The following is a 17,746-nucleotide window of genomic DNA, read 5'->3' on the forward strand; positions in this document are numbered from 1 at the left end:
TCCACCTCCATTCATTGTCCTCAAGCTTTGTATAACAGGCCCACGAGCAGTGCTTCGGCTTCCTCGGCGATTCTCTGTTTTTCGTCCTTAGTGAGTTCGCCCATAAATCTTCTTGCCAGGGGATGCGAATACAAGGGCAAAGCACTTTCACTGCGCTCTGCAAACTGATCCGCAGTTTTAAAAAGCTCGCTGAAAAAATCTGATTCATGTGCCAGCTTTTCTTTATTCCACATTCTTTTTTCATTCACTGTGATACCGGAAATCCATACAAATGATTCCTCCTCTGCCTCTTCCTCCTGCAGCGTTTCGAGGAGCTCCCCATTGGTTATGCTTCTTAATTCGTGATCAGGCATGCATGCATCGGCAAGTATCAGATTTAGGACTGTTCCCTGCCTGTTTCGCCGCTTTTCTTCCATCAAATTCAAGCAAGTTTCATATACATCCTGATAGTTCACCAATCCGGAAGCATCTATTTCTGCATTTTCCCAGGTAACAGGAGCAGCCTCCAGAAACTCCGTCTTTGCACCAGAACTATCAAGATCAACTAAATAGCATCCTTTCGGACCGGTTTCTTTCCGGTTTCTACCCTGTATATTACCGGGGTATATGACGGGCGGCTCGGAAATGATGACTTCCCGTTTATGTATATGTCCAAGAGCCCAATAATCAAAGCCCTTTCCCAGCAAATCATTTAAACGGAACGGCGCATATGGATCATGATCACTGCTGCCTTCAAAAGAACCATGAAGTATTCCAATATGCAGATCAGCTCCATCTTCCCTGCTATATTGATCGATCATCCTTTCCAGCACATGTCTCTTAGGGTAGCTGAAACCGTAGAGATGAACAGATGTACCATTTTCAGCAGTATGCTTCACTGCTTCCACCTCACGGGAAAAAATATGGACATTTTCCGGCATTGGCAAATGGGCCCATCCGCCATCCATATGGTCATGATTACCATGGACTGCATAAACAGCAATCCCGCATTCAGCCAGCCGCTCCATCTCCTTCCGAAAACGGGTTTGTGCCTTTATGCTCCTGTCTTCACCGTCAAATAAATCCCCGGCTAAGATGACAAAATCCACAGAATGGAAAATGGCTAAGTCAATTATTTTGGTAAATGCATCAAAAGTACTTTCCTGAAGCTTTTTAAAAATGGCCGGAGGCAAATGCTTCAAACCGGACATTGGACTATCCAGGTGCAAGTCTGCAGCATGAATAAACGTAACCCTTTTCATGTAAACTTCCTTTCATTCCTTTTTCATTCATTTTACCCCATTTAAAAAGCGAATGCACGTTCCTATTCAAATTGATAAAGATATATCTTTCCTGAGTTTATTTAATTGGTTTTAGACCGGGAAGCTTGTGCATAAAAATGTACAAGACTCTTTCCCCGAGGACTGGCTTAGAGTTCAGGGGAAATTTAAAGGGCGGAGTGGTATATTGGGAATTGGAATTTATTTAAGTTATGTGTTTCTAGGATTGTCCCTGGCAGCTCCAATTGGACCGGTAAATGCCGTCAGGCTTGAAAAAGGGATAAAAAATGGTTTCTGGCATGCGTGGATTGTTGGAGTGGGCTCGATGTTTGCTGATGCGTTTTATATGCTGGTTGTATACCTGGGGCTTATCCATTTTTTGGATACTCCTTTAGTACAAATCTTTCTGTGGCTTTTTGGAGGATTTATTCTTTTATATACAGGGATCGAAAGTATTGTAAATGCCAATAAAATTTCCATAAGCTATGTGCGCAGCCAGGATTCATTGTTTAAATGCTTTTTCTCCGGATTTATTATGTCCATATCCAGCCCTCTCTCCATTCTGTTCTGGCTGGGCATTTACGGATCCGTCCTTGCAAAAACAGCGGCAGCCTATGGAAAAACAGAGCTCTTTTTATACAGTACCATGATTTTTCTGGGACTGATGCTATGGGATATTTTTGTGGCAGGATTGACCACAGGGTTTCGCCGATTCCTGACCTCCAAAGGGATCATCATCATATCGATTCTTTCAGGATTATCGCTGATTGGATTTGGGGCTTATTTTGCGTTCGAAGGAATAAAGGCATTATTTGCATAAATCATTTCATTTAAAAAGGCTCCGTTTCTTAAAGACGGAGCTTTTTTCATATTATTCGTTTTTAGTAAGCTGCAATGCTTTTTTAATATCTTTAAATGAATTGGATTTACCATACATCAATACTCCGCCCCTGTAGACTCTTGCTCCAAAGACAGCGAGCAGTATAATTGAAACGAGAAGGATCGCAATTCCGAGAATCGGCTCCCATACCGGCAGTGACAGCATTCCCACTCTCATGAACATGAGCATCGGAGTAAAGAATGGAATATATGACGTGATGGTTACAAAGGAAGCTTCCGGCTGGCTTAAGCCAAACATAGCAATCATAAAGCCTGCCACAACCATCAGGGTCATCGGAGTAATCATCTGCTGGATATCTTCAATCCTGCTTACCAGTGAACCAAGAAAAGCCGCCAGTGTGGCGTAAAGGAAATATCCAAGAATGAAAAAGATGAGTGCATAAGCGATAGTCGAAGCCGGGATGTTTCCAAATCCAAAAAATTCAAAAAAGCCGCCTTCCATTGTATCGAGATTTTGTTTGACTGAAAAATAACCAACTAATAGTATGAGTGCCATCTGTGTCAGGCTGAGCAGCCCGATTCCCAATATCTTTGCGAACATTTGCTTGATTGGGGAGACACTGGATATCAAAATTTCCATGACACGGGAAGACTTTTCTGTAGCTACCTCCATGGCAATCATATTAGCGTATAAGATGACTGCAAAATAAATAATAAATAACAGAACATAAACAAGTCCTCTTGCCTGATTCAGTTCTTCTTCTGTTTTAGCGTTTTCTTCAAGAGCTGTCTTATCAAAAGGCACCGGCTCATATAGTTTGCTTAATTGCTCCGGGCTAAGGTTTATTTGAGTGGCGGCCATTTGCGTTTTCAGCTGCTGCAGCCCGCCCTGCAATTCGGATGGGATGGCTGAATCGGCTATGCTTCTTGCTTTATAGGCTGCTTCAGGCAGCTCTTCTTTTGTAAAGGATAACAGTAAAAGTCCTTTATACTCTTCATCCTTAACAGCATTTTCCCCTTCTGCCTCTGACCCTTCATAGGCAATTAAAGATATATTGTTATTTAGGGCATCCATTTGTTCCTGAAGAGGAGCTAACAGCACACCTGTCTCATCGATTACTGCGATTCGTTCTTCATCATCCTTATTGAAATAATCAATAATACCGGATAAGTTGGCAAGACCTGCAACTATCACCACAGTAATGAGGGTCGTAACAATAAATGACTTGGTCTTCAGCTTGCTTAAATAAGTATGAAGAAGAATCGTCATAAAGTTATTCATAGGAAGCACCAGCCTTTTCTATAAAAATATCATTCAGAGACGGCTCTTCCAAAACAAATTTACGGACAAACCCCTTCTCTGCAACTTCTCTGAAAATAGCTTCAGCGGCATCTTCACCGGAAATCTGCAGCTGAATCCCCTCAGCTGTCTGTCTGGCTTTCACCACTCCCCTGATATCCTTCAAAGAGCTTAAATCATAATCTGCATGGATAATAAGATTTTTTCTGCCAAAGGAACGTTTAATTTCTTTTAAAGATCCGTGCACTACCGGCCGCCCTTTTTGCATAATGCATAAATGCTCACAAAGCTCTTCTACATGCTCCATCCTATGTGAGGAAAAGACGATCGTTGTACCGTTATCCTTTAACTCCATAACAGCATCCTTCAGCAGCTCTACATTTACCGGATCCAGTCCGCTGAATGGTTCATCCAGAATTAAAAGCTTTGGCTTATGTATAACTGCAGTAATAAACTGGATTTTCTGCTGGTTTCCCTTTGAAAGCTCTTCAATTTTTTTATTGGCGTATTCAGGAACTTTGAATCGCTCAAGCCAATAAGTTAATTCCTTTAAACAGTCCTGCTTTGCCATTCCTCTCAGTTTAGCTAAATAGATAACCTGATCCTTGACCTTCAGCTTTGGATATAATCCTCTTTCTTCAGGAAGGTAGCCTATCAGCGGACTGGTTGAATAATCGATGGGATTTCCATTCCACGTAATCTTTCCTCCGCTGGGATCCAATAGCCCCAGGATCATTCGAAAGGTAGTCGTTTTACCGGCGCCATTCGCCCCGAGGAATCCAAACATCTCACTTTCGGGAATAGATAGTGACAAATCGTCCACTGCCGTAAACGTACCAAAACGCTTTGTTACATGTTTAAGCTCTAACGCCATATCGATTTCCTCCTTTTCCTATTTAGCAGTACGTACATAAAAGGCAAAAAGTTCCCTGATTAAAAATATTTTGTATGTTAATTTACTAGATCTCCTATAAATAAATATTTTGCACATTTAAAGAAATTATGTAAGAATAATAGTAACTATCTGAATTTTATAATAAGAGGGTGTCTCATAATGAAGACTTATAAGCTTACTGCATTTGAACAGGACGGGGAAAAGATACTGGATGAAGCATTCCAGGCAGCTTCTGATAACGAAGCTAAAAGTGTGGGAGAAAATCTCCTTAAGGAAAAAGGGCTGGATGACAAAACTCACCGCTGCACCTCTCCTGCCGGCAAGCTGATATTGTTTCATAGGTAAAAAGAAAAGCGGAAGCGCCTTGCCCACGAAGGAACGCAGACTAAAAGCGCCACGTCCTGTGGCAACGTCTGCATGACCCCATCCTCCCAATAGCTTTCGCTTTTGATCGTGCGATGATTATGCTGACGAAGCCTTCCTTCTCCTGCGGGCCTCAAGCACAAGACGAGCCTCCCGGAAAGGTGTTCTTTCCTTCTGGAAGGGATTGGCTTATGTCTCGTCTTCCTAGGAGCCGCAACTGGACAAGCTTGTGACCTCGAGGGGATAGGCGCTGGAGCTAGACAGTTATCTGAGTTCAATGATGTACATTCTGGTTAAGAAAAGCAAAGGGCTCAGCTCTTTGCTTTTCTTCTGTGGATCCTTATTTCCCCTTAAACACAGGCTTCCTTTTTTCAATAAAGGCCTGGATTCCTTCTTTGTGATCTTCTGTTTGCCGCATTTTATACTGGCCGAGCTTTTCGAGCTCAAGCACTTTCAGCAGGAGCGGCCGGTTTTTATCAGCAAGAATTTTCTTTGTCTTAATCATTGCTTCTGTCGGTCTGTTCAGCCATTGGCTTAATTTTGCATCAACTGCTGTGCTTAAATCAGCTTCTGCTATTTCGTGAATCAACCCCAATTGCAAAGCTTCATCTGCAGTCAGCACTTTTCCTTCCCAGATTAAATGCTTCGCTTTATCTTCACCAATGCGCTGCTGCAGGAAGAAATGAGCCCCTCCGTCAGGAATTAAGCCGATTCCAATAAAATTCATGGCAAGCTTGCTGTTCTTGTCTGCCAATATATAATCAGTGGCAAGAGCCAGGCTTAGCCCCAAACCGGCAGCTGCCCCTGTTACAGCACTTATGGTCAGCTTTGGCATGCTATAAAGAGTTACAGCCAGCTCGCTAATGCAATCCATCACATCCGGGAAATCGCTTTCATTAGTTTCCAAAAGCATTGTTTTAATATCCCCGCCTGAGGAAAATGCGCGGCCCCTTCCTTTCAATACAACAATATCGATCTCATCCATTTGGCCAATATCTTTCATGGAAGTCAAGAGCCCTTTCAGCATTTCCACATTCAATGCATTCAATGATTCCGGCCTGTTCATCTCAACCGTTGCCACACGGCCATCAAGCTGCACGCTGACAGTATCAGTTACAAAATCTGTTGTCAAAATACTTCTCCTCCTTAATAAGCTTCTTTTATTATAAAGAGTATTATTATATTTAAAAAGTGTTTTATCTAAAAATTTATAATTTTGTCACTTGTTTGTCACGGCTTTGAAAATCCATCCATCTTATTTTCACTTTAGCAGAATAAACGGTATCTTTCCGGTGGGTTGACGCAGCTTGTTTAGCTATTTTTTAAACTTGAAGAATTTAAAAAGCAGCATCCACTGAAGGATGCTGCACTTGACTCTTATTTACTTTGCCTGTCCTGTATATTCTTTTTGGACCTGGTCTCTTAAAGCCATTTTGAGAAATTTCCCTACAGAGGTTTTTGGTATTTCCTCAAAGAAAAGTATTTCATCCGGAAGCCACCATTTTGCAAATTGCGGCTTCAGGAATTCATAAAGCTCTTCTTTTGTGGTTTGCCCTTTAAATGGCTCTTTCAGAACCACGCATGCCACCGGCCTCTCCTGCCATTGCTCATGCGGGACAGCAACAACCGCTGCCTCAAATACTGATTCATGAGCCATTAAGACATTTTCGATATCAACGGAAGAAATCCACTCCCCTCCGCTTTTAATTAAATCTTTTGTCCGGTCAACGATTTTCATAAATCCTTCTTCATCAATGGTTACGACATCTCCCGTGTAGAGCCAGCCATCACGGAATGCTTCATTGGTCCGCTCATCTTTATAATATTCAGAAGCAATCCATGGCCCTCTTATGGCGAGTTCCCCCATTTCCTTCCCATCCCATGCTGCTTCCCCATCCTTGCCGGCAATCTTCATTTCCAGCCCAGGTACAAGAATGCCCTGTTTGGCTTTTATGTCCAGCTTCTCTTCGGCAGATAGCTCTTCCTGATAGCTTTTTAAAGTCGAAATAACAACAAGCGGGCTTGTTTCAGTCATTCCATATGCATGCATGAATGGAATTTTGTGCTTTTGCTCGAAGGCTTTAATCATGCCTTTTGGCGCTGCCGAACCTCCACACAAAACCGATCGAAGTGAGCTCATATCATATTTATTTTCATCGAGTTCTTTTAATAATCCGAGCCAGATTGTCGGCACTCCGGCTGTTATGGTAACTTTTTCAGTTTGAATAAGTTCTGCCAGAAGTTTCGGTGTAAAATATGGCCCCGGCAATACAAGAGCGGTTCCAAACCAGACAGCAGCAAACGGCAGCCCCCATGCGTTTACATGGAACATCGGCACTACCGGAAGAGCGATATCTTTCTCACTTACCGCTGCACTGTCTGCCATCCCAAGTGCCATACTGTGGAGAACAATGCCTCTGTGGGAATAGACTACACCTTTAGGGTTGCCTGTAGTTGCTGAGGTATAGCACATTCCCGCTGGTAAATTTTCATCCAGATCATCAGGATATTCATAGGCACCGCTTGCTTCATTGATAAGCGTTTCATAGTGGTATACCGGCGAAAGAGACGTCTCCGGCAATTCTTCTTCATCTGTCATAATAATGAACGCCTTTACCGTCTTCAATTCATCCTTAACCTTCTCAATCAGCGGTACAATGTCAGGATCGATAAGCAGCACTTTATCTTCTGCATGGTTAATAATATATGTAATATGCTGAGGTGAAAGACGGATATTAATCGTGTGGAGAACGGCTCCGCTGCAGGGTATGGCGAAATAAGCTTCCAGGTGGCGATGATGGTTCCATGCCAGTGTCCCGACCTTATCCCCTCTATCTACTCCCAGCTTTTGCAGGCTTTCTGCCAGCTTTCTGGTCCGTTCTGCAATCTCCTTATATGTAAATCTCTGAATTCCGCCGGCCGTTCTTGAAACGACCGTTTTCTTTGGAAAATACTTTTCTGCCCGCTTGATCATTTGCGTCATAGTCAAAGGTGTCTGCATCATCATTACAATTCCCCCTTTTTAGAAAACGCTTACATTTAGAATTATAGAGTTCTATGATCTTTTACCTAATTCATTCTCTTAATTTTCAGGAATTCCTTTAATATTTTTCTTAATTTTCTAAAATATATTTAAAATAAAAATCCCCGCCTATTCGGCAAGGGATTCGTGTTTATTAAATAGCTCTTTTAATATTTTCAATTTCTCATCTGCATAATGTTCAAAACTGTCATTATACGATTTTGGATCCTTCGGGTTTGCAAAATGAGTGATTTTTCCTGTCTCGGGATCAATGAACTTACTGGAAGCCCCGCAGCCAAGCCCGATAATTGTCTGCTGTTCTTCCATTATCATGATGTTATAGATGCTTTCCTGATTTGGAAGGGCATAACCGACATTTTCAAGATTGCCGAGAATATTTTTCTGACGGTAAAGATAATAAGGATAGTAGTTATGCTCTTTTGTCCAATCCTCAGCCATATCCATCATTTTTTCAATTTCTTCCCGGTCAGCAACTTTATATTTTTGCTTGTTCTTTGTCATTTCCGAAGCTCGTTTAAAAGATAAAGTATGAACTGTAAGGGATTCCGGCATTAATTTCTCTGTTTCATCCAGAGTATGCGCAAATTCCCGCACTCCTTCTCCAGGCAGTCCAATGATCAAATCCATATTGATGTTGTTCATCCCCATATTACGGGCCAAATGGAATTTATCCACGGTTTCTTCTACTGTATGGTGACGGCCTATTGCTTTCAAGGTCTCCTGAATATAGGACTGAGGATTGATGCTGATACGATCAATATTCCATTTTTTCAGCACTTCAAGCTTTTCAGGTGTGATCGTATCAGGACGGCCTGCTTCCACAGTGACCTCTCTAATGTTTTCTACATCTGGAAAAGATTCATACATTTCCTCATAAAGCATATCCATCTCTTCTGCCGTAATGCTTGTCGGAGTCCCTCCACCATAATAGACAGTAGTGATTTTTACATTATTTTCTTTCAGCCAATTACCAATTTTGCGCATTTCAAAATGAAGGCCGCCAAGAAATGAGTTAACAGAACCCTGCCTGCCATTAATTGCATATGCGGGAAAAGTACAATACGCGCACTTTGTCGGGCAGAAAGGAATGCCAATATATATGCTTACCTCATTTTTCAAGTCATAAAGATCTGGCACAACAGCAAGCTGCCGGTCTACAATATTCTGCATAAGCTGGATTTTTTCATCTGTAATCAAGTACTCCTCCTTCAGCTGCTGATGAGCTTCCTGGAGAGGTGTCTGATTCTGCATGGCACGGTGAAGCAATTTTGTAGGACGTACCCCCGTTAGAATTCCCCACTTCTGGGTAATGCCCGTCCATTCCTGCAAAACAGTCAGATATACATGTGATACAGCATTCTTCACTTGTTTAAAATTCTCTTTTTCTGACTCAGCCGGAACGAAATTTTTTTCAAAATTGGCTGTAAGATGTCTGCTGTCTTTATCAGTAAGCTCTGCAGCAGCTTTAATGTGTTGTCCTCGCTCAATCTGAAAAGAAATTGTCAGATCTGCTGCAGAATTCTCACCCAGCACCACTTCACATTCTTCAAAAAAGAGGTTCCCAATCAGCCGAAGCGGCCGATGGAATCGTTCATCCTGTATGCCTAAAATTGAAATGTTCAAATCTATCACCTTTTTTTAGAAAATATAATAATCTGCCGGTGTTTCATCTCACTGATGGCAGCTGCAGAGTCTTTATAATTGATGTTGACAAACTCCTTTTAGTGTACAGAAATGGGGAAACAAGGTCAATATCAGGGAAGTGAATACTTTGGATCGCTTTATTTAATTCACTCTTTTTCTATCTTTCTCTTTATCCATTGCCCTAAATCAAAAAAGAGAGCCGATCTGCCTGACCGACTCTCTTTCATTCAATTTTATTTTAACAGATTCATTTTCTTCAGGAAGTCAATTGGATGCTGTTTGCGGAAATGTTCTTTAACCATGTAGCTTACACCGCTCTGGTCATTAGATCGTGTCAGCCAGTCTGCTGCCTTTTTTACATCTGCCGGGGCATTGCCCATTGCCACACCCAGACCGGCGGCTTCAATCATTTCCAGATCATCTTCAGAATCTCCTATGACGACCATTTGGTTTCTGGAAATTCCAAGATGTTCACATAAATAAAGCAAACCATTCAGCTTTGAAACTCCTGAAGGAACAATGTCCATCCTCAGATCATTCAGTTTAATGACTTCTACATTTTCAAACATGCCCCAAATGGCTGTCTTAGCATCCTCAAGGTCTTCTTTATCTTCAAAGTACACTTCAATTTTCGGCGGTGTGACCGGCTCATCTAATATGGTGTCACTTAATGAATCCACAAATTGCTGGGAAAAAAAAATGGGATCGCCGGTTGTAAAAACAGTTTTAGCAAGCATATTGGTATTGAGCTTCGTTTTGTTGGCAAGGGAATATTTTTCGTGCACCAGCCTGATTTGACAGGTAAAGCCTTCAAGCAGGCGCACGATTTCAAACGTTTCATCTTCCTGAATCCTTTTTACAAATATCGGTTTTTCCTGGGAGGCTGCAATATATGCCCCCCTGTGTGTGACCAGCAAAGAATTGATTTTCAATGCTTTAGCCACTTTTTTCGCGGATGGAAAGCTTCTGGAAGTGACAAGTGTTACATAAATTCCCTTTTGCTGAACATATTCTATCGCTTCTTTTGTTGATTTATGAAGTCTTCCATTTGATTGGAGTAGTGTTCCGTCTATGTTTAAAGCAAGCATTCTGTATATCATCCAATTTGCCCCCTATTCTCGGTGTAAAATTGTCCTATTACACTTTTATGAAGGAAAGGACTTGATTAGAACATAACATGGACAATGCGGAAATATTTTCATAGCTTACTGCTTAATGACGGCTATTGTCTGATTTTCCGATCATTTGATATAAAAAATGATAAATTATTCATTTACATTTTGTTTGCTCCGTATTAAGATGGAGTCATTAAAACTGCATATCAAAGTTTTGCACTAGGGGAGCTTTTTGGCTGAGAAGAACAATCCGTTCTGACTCTTATCACCCGATCTGGATAATACCAGCGTGGGGAAGTGCAGGTGAACGGCTATCATTTATAGTGTATTGATAACATTCAACTGCATTTCCTTATGGGAATGCAGTTTTTTATTTTCATTAGGCTCTTTTCGTATAAATTGTTGTTTTTGGCATATTAATGTTGTCCGTTGATTTCCGCTCCAGGCTGCTCGCTTTCCGCGGGGCGGGCGGTGAGCCTCCTCGACGCTTCGCGTCTGCGGGGTCTCACCTGTCCCGCAACTCCCGCAGGAGGTTGAATAAGCTTCCTCGGAAAACACCGCACGAAGAAAATGCGAATGCATTTTTGAGAATCTCGCACCTTCCGCTCCAATCAACTCAGTAAATAAGATACAAAAAGCAACAACTTTGCGAAAATAGCCTTTCATTAAAACTTAAATAGGAGGATGAAAAAATGCAGGAAAATTTTCTATGCGGAACAAGTGAAATTACAGGGTGCAGGTTTTCGATTTACCCCATGACTGACAGGTTTGCTGATGTTATTTTATCAGCTCTAAAAGAAGTGGACACGAGCAAGGTATGGATGGAAACAGATGATGTGAGCACCTGTGTGCGAGGCAGATCTAATCATGTTTTCGATGTGGTCAAAGCTATTTATCTTGAAACAGTTAAGCATGGAGACCATGTAGTATTTAACGGCACTTTTTCAAATGGATGTCCCGGTGATACTGCAGGAGATGCTTATCTTGCTGAGAATGAGGAACGGGCAAATGAAGAATCAGCAGCAGGGATCAGCCAGGAAGTCGCGGTCCAGTTCGCCCTTTATCCGATGGGGATTCCTGATTACATGAATGTCATTATGGACCAGGTCGAGCTTGCAAAGAATCAGGGAACTTTTACTAAAGGGGTGCATTATGCTTCAAGATTAGATGGGGATGCACACTCTGTTTTTAAAACACTTGAGGATGCTTTTGAAAACTGTAAGAAAAGCAATTCTGCGCATATTGTTATGACGGTGAATATGTCTGCCAATAGTCCATCCAAAAAGGAGACTGAATAATATGCTTGAAAAGTGGAAGCTTCGTGAAGTCATTGTTTTGTCTGTACTCGCTGTCGTGTTTGCAGTTGTATACCTGGTATTCATGCAATTTGGCAACGTGCTATATGCAATGTTCGGCTTAATTGGCTATGATCTTATTTTTGGCATTTGGTTTATTGTTTCAATTCTCGCAGCGTACATAATCAGAAAACCCGGGGCAGCTTTCTTATCGGAAACCATCGCTGCAGCGATTGAAGTCATGATCGGCAATGCAGTCGGTCCCCGCCTGATTTTGTCTGGCATGATTCAGGGGATTGGAGCGGAAGCTGTTTTTGCGGCCGCGAAATGGAATAATTACCGGACATGGGTGTTAATTGCTGCCGGCATGGGCTCTTCTGTTACAAGCTTTATTTGGGGCTACTTCATTTCCGGCTATGCGGCCCTCTCACCCGGTTATGTAACTGCTATGTTTTTTGTGAGGCTGATCAGCGGTGCTTTACTAGCTGGATTGCTGGGCAAATGGCTGAGCGAAAGCCTTGCAAAAACTGGGGCATTAAACAGCTTTCCTATTGGAAAAGAGCTGAAAAGGGGAAAATCGGAAAATGGCATTACAGCATAACCGGCACATATTAAAAACTGAACAGCTTTCCTTCAGATATGAAGATGTGGAGAAACCTATCTTTAAAAATGTGCAATTCAGCCTTTATCCAGGGGAAGCAGTGCTACTATTGGGCCCCAGCGGATCGGGAAAAAGCACACTAGCTTTCTGCTTAAATAAATTGTATCCGGAGGCCGTTGATGGCGAATTGGATGGGAGCATTTTATTCAAGGGAAGGAGACTGGAGGAATTCGGCCCTGGTGAAATTAATCAGCACATTGGGATTGTATTTCAGGACCCTGAAAGCCAATTTTGCATGACCACAGTCGAGGATGAGCTGGCATTTGGACTTGAGAATTTGAAAACGCCGCATGAAGAAATCGAGAGTAAGATTGATGAAGCATTGGAGCTTGTTCATCTTTTGCCATATAAACATGCCCCAATCCACAGCCTTTCCGGGGGCCAAAAGCAAAAGCTTGCACTGGCATGTGTTTTATCATTAAAACCGGATATCCTGATTTTGGACGAACCGACAGCAAATCTGGACCCGGCTTCAAGCTATGAACTTACTCGCATCATCAAAGAGCTTAAAGAGAACCTGGCATTTTCCCTTCTAATAATTGAGCACAAGCTGGATGATTGGATTGATTTGACCGACCGCTGTGTGGTCTTAAACAGGGAAGGCGAAATTTTATTTAATGGAAGCACTGCAGAATGCTTTAATCAATATGCAGAAGAACTTCTGCTTGAGGGCATCTGGCTGCCAAGCGCGGTTAAAGCCGGCCTATCTGGAAAAAAAGCAGGTATTTACAAAGGGGAAAAACTCCCGTTGACTGATCGGGAATTAATCGCCGGATTTGCAAATCCCTTTGGTGCACTTAAGATTTTAGACAACAGGAAAAACAAACACCAAGCCCCTGAAGAGCAGATCATCCTATCAGCAGAGAATCTATCCTTTAATAAAGCTGGTAAGGACTTGCTAAAAAATATTAGTTTTTCTGTAAAAAAAGGCGAATTTGTGGTAATTGCCGGTTCAAACGGATCAGGAAAAACAACGCTTTCCAGACTGCTGGCTGGCCTATATACCCCTTCCAAAGGCAAAATTCTATTTTATGACCGCCCCCTTTCCCAATGGAAGGAGCAGGAGTTAAGACAGAAATCAAGTTACGTTTTTCAAAATCCCGAACACCAATTTATTGCAGATTCTGTCTATGATGAAATTGCCTTCAGTTTAAAAATACAGCAGATTCCTGATGCCGATATTCAAAAAACAGTTCAGGCTGCTCTGCTTCAAGTGGACTTGCTCCAATGTGCTGACATGCATCCTTTTTCCTTAAGCCAGGGACAAAAGCGGCGGCTAAGTGTGGCATCGATGCTTGTGAATGACCAGGACCTGCTCCTCCTTGATGAGCCGACATTTGGACAGGATGCCAGGACGTCAGGGGAGCTTATGATGCTATTGGAAACAAAGATCCAAAGCCGAGGTTCAGTGGTGATGATCACACATGACATGGAAATCCTTCATTCCTATGCGGACAAAGTAATTGTTCTTTCAGAAGGAGAGAAGATCTACGACGGTTTGCCTGATGCATTATGGAAGAAAGATGAGATTATGAAGGTTGCTTCCCTAAAGGTTCCTTACATAGAAAAGCTAAGGAATAATATCGGTTCCATTGCAGGGAGGGAAAAGCTTGCTCTTACATGAATTTAACCCAAGCATTAAAGCATTCACTGTCATAGTCTGTGTGTTAATTCTATCGGTTTTCTTTGATCCGGTTACACCTTTTCTGACCTTAGTGATAACTGCAGCAGCCACCTTTATTTTTGGTAGAGTTTCATTCAAAAGATGGATTCTGCTTTTCTCGCCATTTGTCTTCATGGCTGCAATATATATTTGGTCGGCTTTGATTTTTTCTAAAGCGATTGAAGGAGAAACCATATTATGGGCATGGGGGATCTTCACATTGACTGAGGAGGGCTTTTTGCGTGCCCTCTCCCTTGGAATGAGGATTTTAAGCTTTACCTCTCTGTCCCTTCTGTTCATTTTAACAACAAAGCCGACAGAATTTCTGCTGAGTTTAATGCAGCAATGCCGGCTCTCTCCAAAGCTTGCATATGGAATTATGGCAGGCTATCGGTTCCTGCCATTAATGAAAGAAGAGTTTGAGATTATCCGAAGCGCACACCGGATCAGGGGAGTACCCAAAGCCCGGACACTCCCGGGAAAAATGGCAGAGCTTAAGAGGTATACAGTTCCCCTCCTTGCCGGAGCGATCCGTAAAGCTGAGAGGACGGCCATGGCAATGGAATCAAAAGGGTTTACCGGAGATAAAAACCGGGATTTTTATCATAAAGTCCCGGTTTCATGGAAAGATTGGGCATATTTTGCCTTGTTTATCGGCGCAGTACTGGTCAGTGCCTATATTTCATGGCTTTTCGGGTTTCTGAAGCTTTATAATGGCGAACTTTAGCAGGCGATTCTTGACTTCTGAGCGGATAGCATCTTTTTATGTGCGGAAAGAGCAATTTTGTGTGGGCATAAATTTTTTTCTGTGCGTTTATTTCCAATTTATGTACGCAAAGACTCTTACCCGCATTTTCAGAATCGGTAAATTACCATAAAACACCATAAATAACTATGAATAAATCTTATTTACTCTCCTAATGCTATAATTGTAACAATCAAGAAAACTACACCAAGGAGATGATTTACATGGCAAGAAACAGCAATTCTAATCAGCTTTTAGTATCAGGAGTCAGTCAGGCAATTGATCAAATGAAGTATGAAATTGCAACAGAATTCGGTGTGAACCTTGGCCCGGAAACATCTTCAAGAGCAAATGGATCAGTAGGCGGAGAAATTACGAAGCGCCTTGTGCAAATGGCTGAGCAGCAGCTTGGCGGAGCACGCTAGTCCTTCAACGAAATCATCGTAAAATAAAATGCCGCTTCCAGCCCAATCCTGGAAGCGGTTTTTTACCCTATTTAAGCATACTCAATATATCTTCCACTGCCTCAGAAAGTGATAAGGCCTGTATATCTGCACTTGTTGGATCAGAGCCTATAAAAACAGTTTTACACCCAGCCTTCTTGCCTGCCTCAATGTCGCGCTCATGATCGCCTACCATGACGCTTCTAGACAAATCAAGATTGTGCCTTTCGGACAAATCCATCAGCATGCCTGCATTTGGCTTGCGGCATTCACAGCCTGCTTTCGGCTTATGAGGACAATAGGCGACCTCTTTAATATGTCCGCCTTTTTCTGCGACAAGCTCCTGCAGCCTTTCATGAATTCTCTTTAGCTCCCTTTCTTTCAAAAAACCGAGTCCCACGCCGCCCTGATTGGTCACAACGAAAATTTCATATCCGGCTTTGGTCAGTTCTGCCACAGCTTCTGCTGCCCCTTCCAGTAAATATAACTGCTCAGGGTTGTTTACGAATTTTACCCTTTCTGATAAAACCTCATTTAAAACGCCGTCCCGGTCCAGAAAAATGGCTTTTTTCACTGTACTGCCCCTTTCATTAAATCAATATCTATCATAAAGGTACCCATACCTTGTTCTGTTTAATATAGAAAAATGCTTTTTCTTATAAAAAAACTCCCGGAATCAATTTCCGGGAGTTTTCTGATGGTATTATTCAGCTGCACCATAAAGGTCTTCAAGAGGCTTCATGATGATTTTGTTCATTTCTGCAATCATCATGCTCATGCGCTGTTCTGCTTCCATAAGCTTTGAGATCTGGGCGTGCTGCTGTACAAGTGCGACTGTCTTTTGAGCCTGTTCTACTTCTTCCTGTGTAATATCCTGGCCCATCATTTGTTTTTGCTGAAGTTCCATCTGGATTTTGCGGAAGTTATCAAACATCGCTTTTGCAGACGGATCTGCATTCACATCATCATATGCTTGCTTTAGAGCCTTATATTCATTGCTTTCCCGCACTGCTTTTTCTAATTCATAGGCTGAATCATATAAATTTACTGCCATAAAAAACACTCCTTCCGATTCTTGTTCAAAATGGACAATTCACTCTCCGTTTCGAACATCCACTACACTATAACAAACTATGACTGTAAACGCGAGACGATACCCTTTAATTAATCAATATAGCAATGATTCCCTGTACGAGGCCAATAATACCCCCAAGAAGGAAACCTAAATTTGTAATCATGGCTAATTCGCTTTTGATTATGGAAAAGACCATATCTTCTAACCTTTCAACCGAAAAATTGCTGACCTGTTCCCGGACAATTTCTGCCAGACGAAGCCGTTCCATAACCATTTCTGTCTTTCCTGAAAGCCAATCAGAAAGCATCTGAACACTTTTAGGAGCCAGCTCTTCTATCAGTACTGTCCTATAAGGGGCCATAAAAGATGAGAGAGGCTTTTTAAATACATTCTCCAGATTAATGACTCTGTGTGCAATATTCTTTAATACTGAAAGAATCTGTTCCTTTTCGAGCTGCTCTTCAATAACTGCAGCTTCCATCTCAAGAATTTTGCTCCACTCTTTTTGTAAAAGGGTTGTAATCAGGTCGGCCGTACCCTCATTACTTAAAAACCTAATGATTTCCGGCTGAATTTTATCCGCAAGATTAATGTTACCCATGAACATCTGCAGCATATTGCTGAGCACACCGCTTCGCTCACGTACAAAATCATCAGCCATTCTTTGTATCCTCATTTTGCCTTCAATGCTGGAGAAATAATCAACCCCTTTTTGAAGGATCATTGAACTGATAGCCGGAATTTTTTCATCCGCTTTATCCAATAGACCCTGAGGAATAACTTCTTTAAGAGGCAGGCCTCGATATTCACTAATAATTTTTTCATATTTCTGCTCAATTAAAAGGTTTATGCGATTCTCTGTTTTCGCTTGACCATCCGTGATTCCAAACGCTGCAAGAATGTCCTCTGCTGATTTTTCCGTTTGCAGGATCGTTTCCAGCTCTTTCTGAACAAGCCCGGACATATCACGCTGAAATTTATCATTAATGAACTTTTTCTTGATGCTTTCCGGTGTCAGAAGATGATTAACAACCAGCTTTCCCATCTGATCTGCCATTTCATCTCTTCTTTTAGGAATCAGCCCAGGGGTAAATGGAACCTTCCATTTACCTATGTACACGGCATTATAAGGTTTAAAGAGCATTTTAATAGCCAGGTAGTTAGTAAACCCGCCAATGAGAGCCCCAATTATCATCATTAAAATTATTGTCATTGCAATTTCCATAGATATCTCTACCTTCCTTAAGTTACAGGCGCCTGTCTTGACGCACCATTTAATTGCCCAGAACATACGATATGGTATCAGCTTTTGCCTATTTTTTCATTATACAGTGAAAACTTCATCAATGGGAGTTTTGCACATTCTGCCGCATAAATTCAGCATTCAATTTTCAAACTGCATGAG

17 protein-coding genes and 1 riboswitch are annotated in these 17,746 nt (G+C 41.9%); of the genes, 7 read left to right on the forward strand and 10 right to left on the reverse strand.

Going from position 1 to position 17,746, the window contains the following annotated elements; translation table 11 throughout:
* Positions 1–20 precede the first annotated feature (20 nt).
* The gene (locus NYE23_RS14425) at positions 21–1,241 is read right to left on the reverse strand and encodes a metallophosphoesterase family protein (RefSeq protein ID WP_341078844.1); all 1,221 of its coding nucleotides are present in this window, start codon (positions 1,239–1,241) and stop codon (positions 21–23) included.
* 205 nt (positions 1,242–1,446) lie between these two features.
* Here NYE23_RS14425 and NYE23_RS14430 point away from each other — a divergent pair, with 205 nt between their 5' ends.
* Positions 1,447–2,079, forward strand: a complete 633-nt coding sequence (locus NYE23_RS14430) for a LysE family transporter (RefSeq protein WP_341078846.1) — start codon at positions 1,447–1,449, stop codon at positions 2,077–2,079.
* A 51-nt stretch (positions 2,080–2,130) separates the two neighbouring features.
* Here the strand turns inward: NYE23_RS14430 and NYE23_RS14435 are convergent, their stop codons facing one another.
* Together NYE23_RS14435 and NYE23_RS14440 are read right to left on the reverse strand one after the other, a co-directional pair.
* Positions 2,131–3,381, reverse strand: a complete 1,251-nt coding sequence (locus NYE23_RS14435) for an ABC transporter permease (RefSeq protein ID WP_341078847.1) — start codon at positions 3,379–3,381, stop codon at positions 2,131–2,133.
* Complete coding sequence (locus NYE23_RS14440) at positions 3,374–4,273, reverse strand: ABC transporter ATP-binding protein (protein WP_341078848.1); 900 nt, start codon at positions 4,271–4,273, stop codon at positions 3,374–3,376. The genes NYE23_RS14435 and NYE23_RS14440 overlap by 8 nt, the downstream gene beginning before the upstream one ends.
* A gap of 180 nt (positions 4,274–4,453) precedes the next feature.
* Between NYE23_RS14440 and NYE23_RS14445 the strand changes: the two genes are divergently transcribed.
* Positions 4,454–4,639 (forward strand): YhzD family protein, encoded by a 186-nt coding sequence (locus tag NYE23_RS14445; protein ID WP_341078849.1) that lies wholly within the window; start codon positions 4,454–4,456, stop codon positions 4,637–4,639.
* A 358-nt stretch (positions 4,640–4,997) separates the two neighbouring features.
* Here NYE23_RS14445 and NYE23_RS14450 read toward each other — a convergent pair whose 3' ends face one another.
* From NYE23_RS14450 to NYE23_RS14465, 4 genes are all read right to left on the reverse strand, one after another.
* Entirely contained in the window at positions 4,998–5,789 is a 792-nt protein-coding gene (locus NYE23_RS14450) for an enoyl-CoA hydratase (RefSeq protein WP_341078850.1), read from the reverse strand.
* A gap of 249 nt (positions 5,790–6,038) precedes the next feature.
* Positions 6,039–7,661 (reverse strand): long-chain fatty acid--CoA ligase, encoded by a 1,623-nt coding sequence (locus NYE23_RS14455; protein WP_341080741.1) that lies wholly within the window; start codon positions 7,659–7,661, stop codon positions 6,039–6,041.
* Positions 7,662–7,808: 147 nt separating this feature from the next.
* Positions 7,809–9,323: a coproporphyrinogen III oxidase gene (locus tag NYE23_RS14460; protein ID WP_341078852.1), complete on the reverse strand. Its 1,515-nt coding sequence runs from the start codon at positions 9,321–9,323 to the stop codon at positions 7,809–7,811.
* Between the two features lie 254 nt (positions 9,324–9,577).
* Positions 9,578–10,444, reverse strand: a complete 867-nt coding sequence (locus NYE23_RS14465) for a Cof-type HAD-IIB family hydrolase (protein ID WP_341078853.1) — start codon at positions 10,442–10,444, stop codon at positions 9,578–9,580.
* Positions 10,445–10,670: 226 nt separating this feature from the next.
* Positions 10,671–10,772: riboswitch (TPP riboswitch) on the forward strand.
* Between the two features lie 379 nt (positions 10,773–11,151).
* Between NYE23_RS14465 and NYE23_RS14470 the strand changes: the two genes are divergently transcribed.
* The 5 genes from NYE23_RS14470 to NYE23_RS14490 all read left to right on the forward strand — a co-directional run bounded on the left by NYE23_RS14470 (position 11,152) and on the right by NYE23_RS14490 (position 15,248).
* Positions 11,152–11,757, forward strand: a complete 606-nt coding sequence (locus NYE23_RS14470; RefSeq protein ID WP_341078854.1) for a YkoF family thiamine/hydroxymethylpyrimidine-binding protein — start codon at positions 11,152–11,154, stop codon at positions 11,755–11,757.
* A 1-nt stretch (position 11,758) separates the two neighbouring features.
* Entirely contained in the window at positions 11,759–12,355 is a 597-nt protein-coding gene (locus tag NYE23_RS14475; RefSeq protein ID WP_341078855.1) for an ECF transporter S component, read from the forward strand.
* A complete protein-coding gene (locus tag NYE23_RS14480; protein ID WP_341078856.1) occupies positions 12,339–14,039 on the forward strand; it encodes an ABC transporter ATP-binding protein in 1,701 nt (566 codons plus the stop codon). Before NYE23_RS14475 ends, NYE23_RS14480 begins: the two co-directional genes overlap by 17 nt.
* Positions 14,026–14,805 carry an energy-coupling factor transporter transmembrane component T family protein gene (locus NYE23_RS14485; RefSeq protein ID WP_341078858.1) on the forward strand — a complete coding sequence of 260 codons (780 nt, stop codon included), beginning with the start codon at positions 14,026–14,028 and terminating at the stop codon, positions 14,803–14,805. The genes NYE23_RS14480 and NYE23_RS14485 overlap by 14 nt, the downstream gene beginning before the upstream one ends.
* 242 nt (positions 14,806–15,047) lie before the next feature.
* Positions 15,048–15,248 (forward strand): alpha/beta-type small acid-soluble spore protein, encoded by a 201-nt coding sequence (locus NYE23_RS14490; RefSeq protein ID WP_009331452.1) that lies wholly within the window; start codon positions 15,048–15,050, stop codon positions 15,246–15,248.
* 67 nt (positions 15,249–15,315) lie between these two features.
* Here the strand turns inward: NYE23_RS14490 and NYE23_RS14495 are convergent, their stop codons facing one another.
* The 3 genes from NYE23_RS14495 to NYE23_RS14505 form a co-directional block, all read right to left on the reverse strand.
* Positions 15,316–15,840: a D-glycero-alpha-D-manno-heptose-1,7-bisphosphate 7-phosphatase gene (locus NYE23_RS14495; protein ID WP_341078860.1), complete on the reverse strand. Its 525-nt coding sequence runs from the start codon at positions 15,838–15,840 to the stop codon at positions 15,316–15,318.
* 129 nt (positions 15,841–15,969) lie between these two features.
* Positions 15,970–16,320: a YlbF family regulator gene (locus tag NYE23_RS14500; protein WP_341078861.1), complete on the reverse strand. Its 351-nt coding sequence runs from the start codon at positions 16,318–16,320 to the stop codon at positions 15,970–15,972.
* A 106-nt stretch (positions 16,321–16,426) separates the two neighbouring features.
* A complete protein-coding gene (locus NYE23_RS14505) occupies positions 16,427–17,566 on the reverse strand; it encodes a DUF445 domain-containing protein (protein WP_341078862.1) in 1,140 nt (379 codons plus the stop codon).
* Positions 17,567–17,746 lie beyond the last annotated feature (180 nt).

Origin of the sequence: Cytobacillus sp. FSL H8-0458, from assembly GCF_038002165.1 — a bacterium.
GTDB lineage: Bacteria > Bacillota > Bacilli > Bacillales > Cytobacillaceae > Cytobacillus.

Bases quoted from the DNA above. Each gene is read 5' to 3' on its own strand.
- NYE23_RS14425 (WP_341078844.1), bottom strand. From the start codon at position 1,241: ATGAAAAGGGTTACGTTTATTCATGCTGCAGACTTGCACCTGGATAGT.
- NYE23_RS14435 (WP_341078847.1), bottom strand. From the start codon at position 3,381: ATGAATAACTTTATGACGATTCTTCTTCATACTTATTTAAGCAAGCTG.
- NYE23_RS14440 (WP_341078848.1), bottom strand. From the start codon at position 4,273: ATGGCGTTAGAGCTTAAACATGTAACAAAGCGTTTTGGTACGTTTACG.
- NYE23_RS14445 (WP_341078849.1), top strand. From the start codon at position 4,454: ATGAAGACTTATAAGCTTACTGCATTTGAACAGGACGGGGAAAAGATA.
- NYE23_RS14455 (WP_341080741.1), bottom strand. From the start codon at position 7,661: ATGATGCAGACACCTTTGACTATGACGCAAATGATCAAGCGGGCAGAA.
- NYE23_RS14465 (WP_341078853.1), bottom strand. From the start codon at position 10,444: ATGATATACAGAATGCTTGCTTTAAACATAGACGGAACACTACTCCAA.
- NYE23_RS14470 (WP_341078854.1), top strand. From the start codon at position 11,152: ATGCAGGAAAATTTTCTATGCGGAACAAGTGAAATTACAGGGTGCAGG.
- NYE23_RS14475 (WP_341078855.1), top strand. From the start codon at position 11,759: ATGCTTGAAAAGTGGAAGCTTCGTGAAGTCATTGTTTTGTCTGTACTC.
- NYE23_RS14480 (WP_341078856.1), top strand. From the start codon at position 12,339: ATGGCATTACAGCATAACCGGCACATATTAAAAACTGAACAGCTTTCC.
- NYE23_RS14490 (WP_009331452.1), top strand. From the start codon at position 15,048: ATGGCAAGAAACAGCAATTCTAATCAGCTTTTAGTATCAGGAGTCAGT.
- NYE23_RS14500 (WP_341078861.1), bottom strand. From the start codon at position 16,320: ATGGCAGTAAATTTATATGATTCAGCCTATGAATTAGAAAAAGCAGTG.
- NYE23_RS14505 (WP_341078862.1), bottom strand. From the start codon at position 17,566: ATGGAAATTGCAATGACAATAATTTTAATGATGATAATTGGGGCTCTC.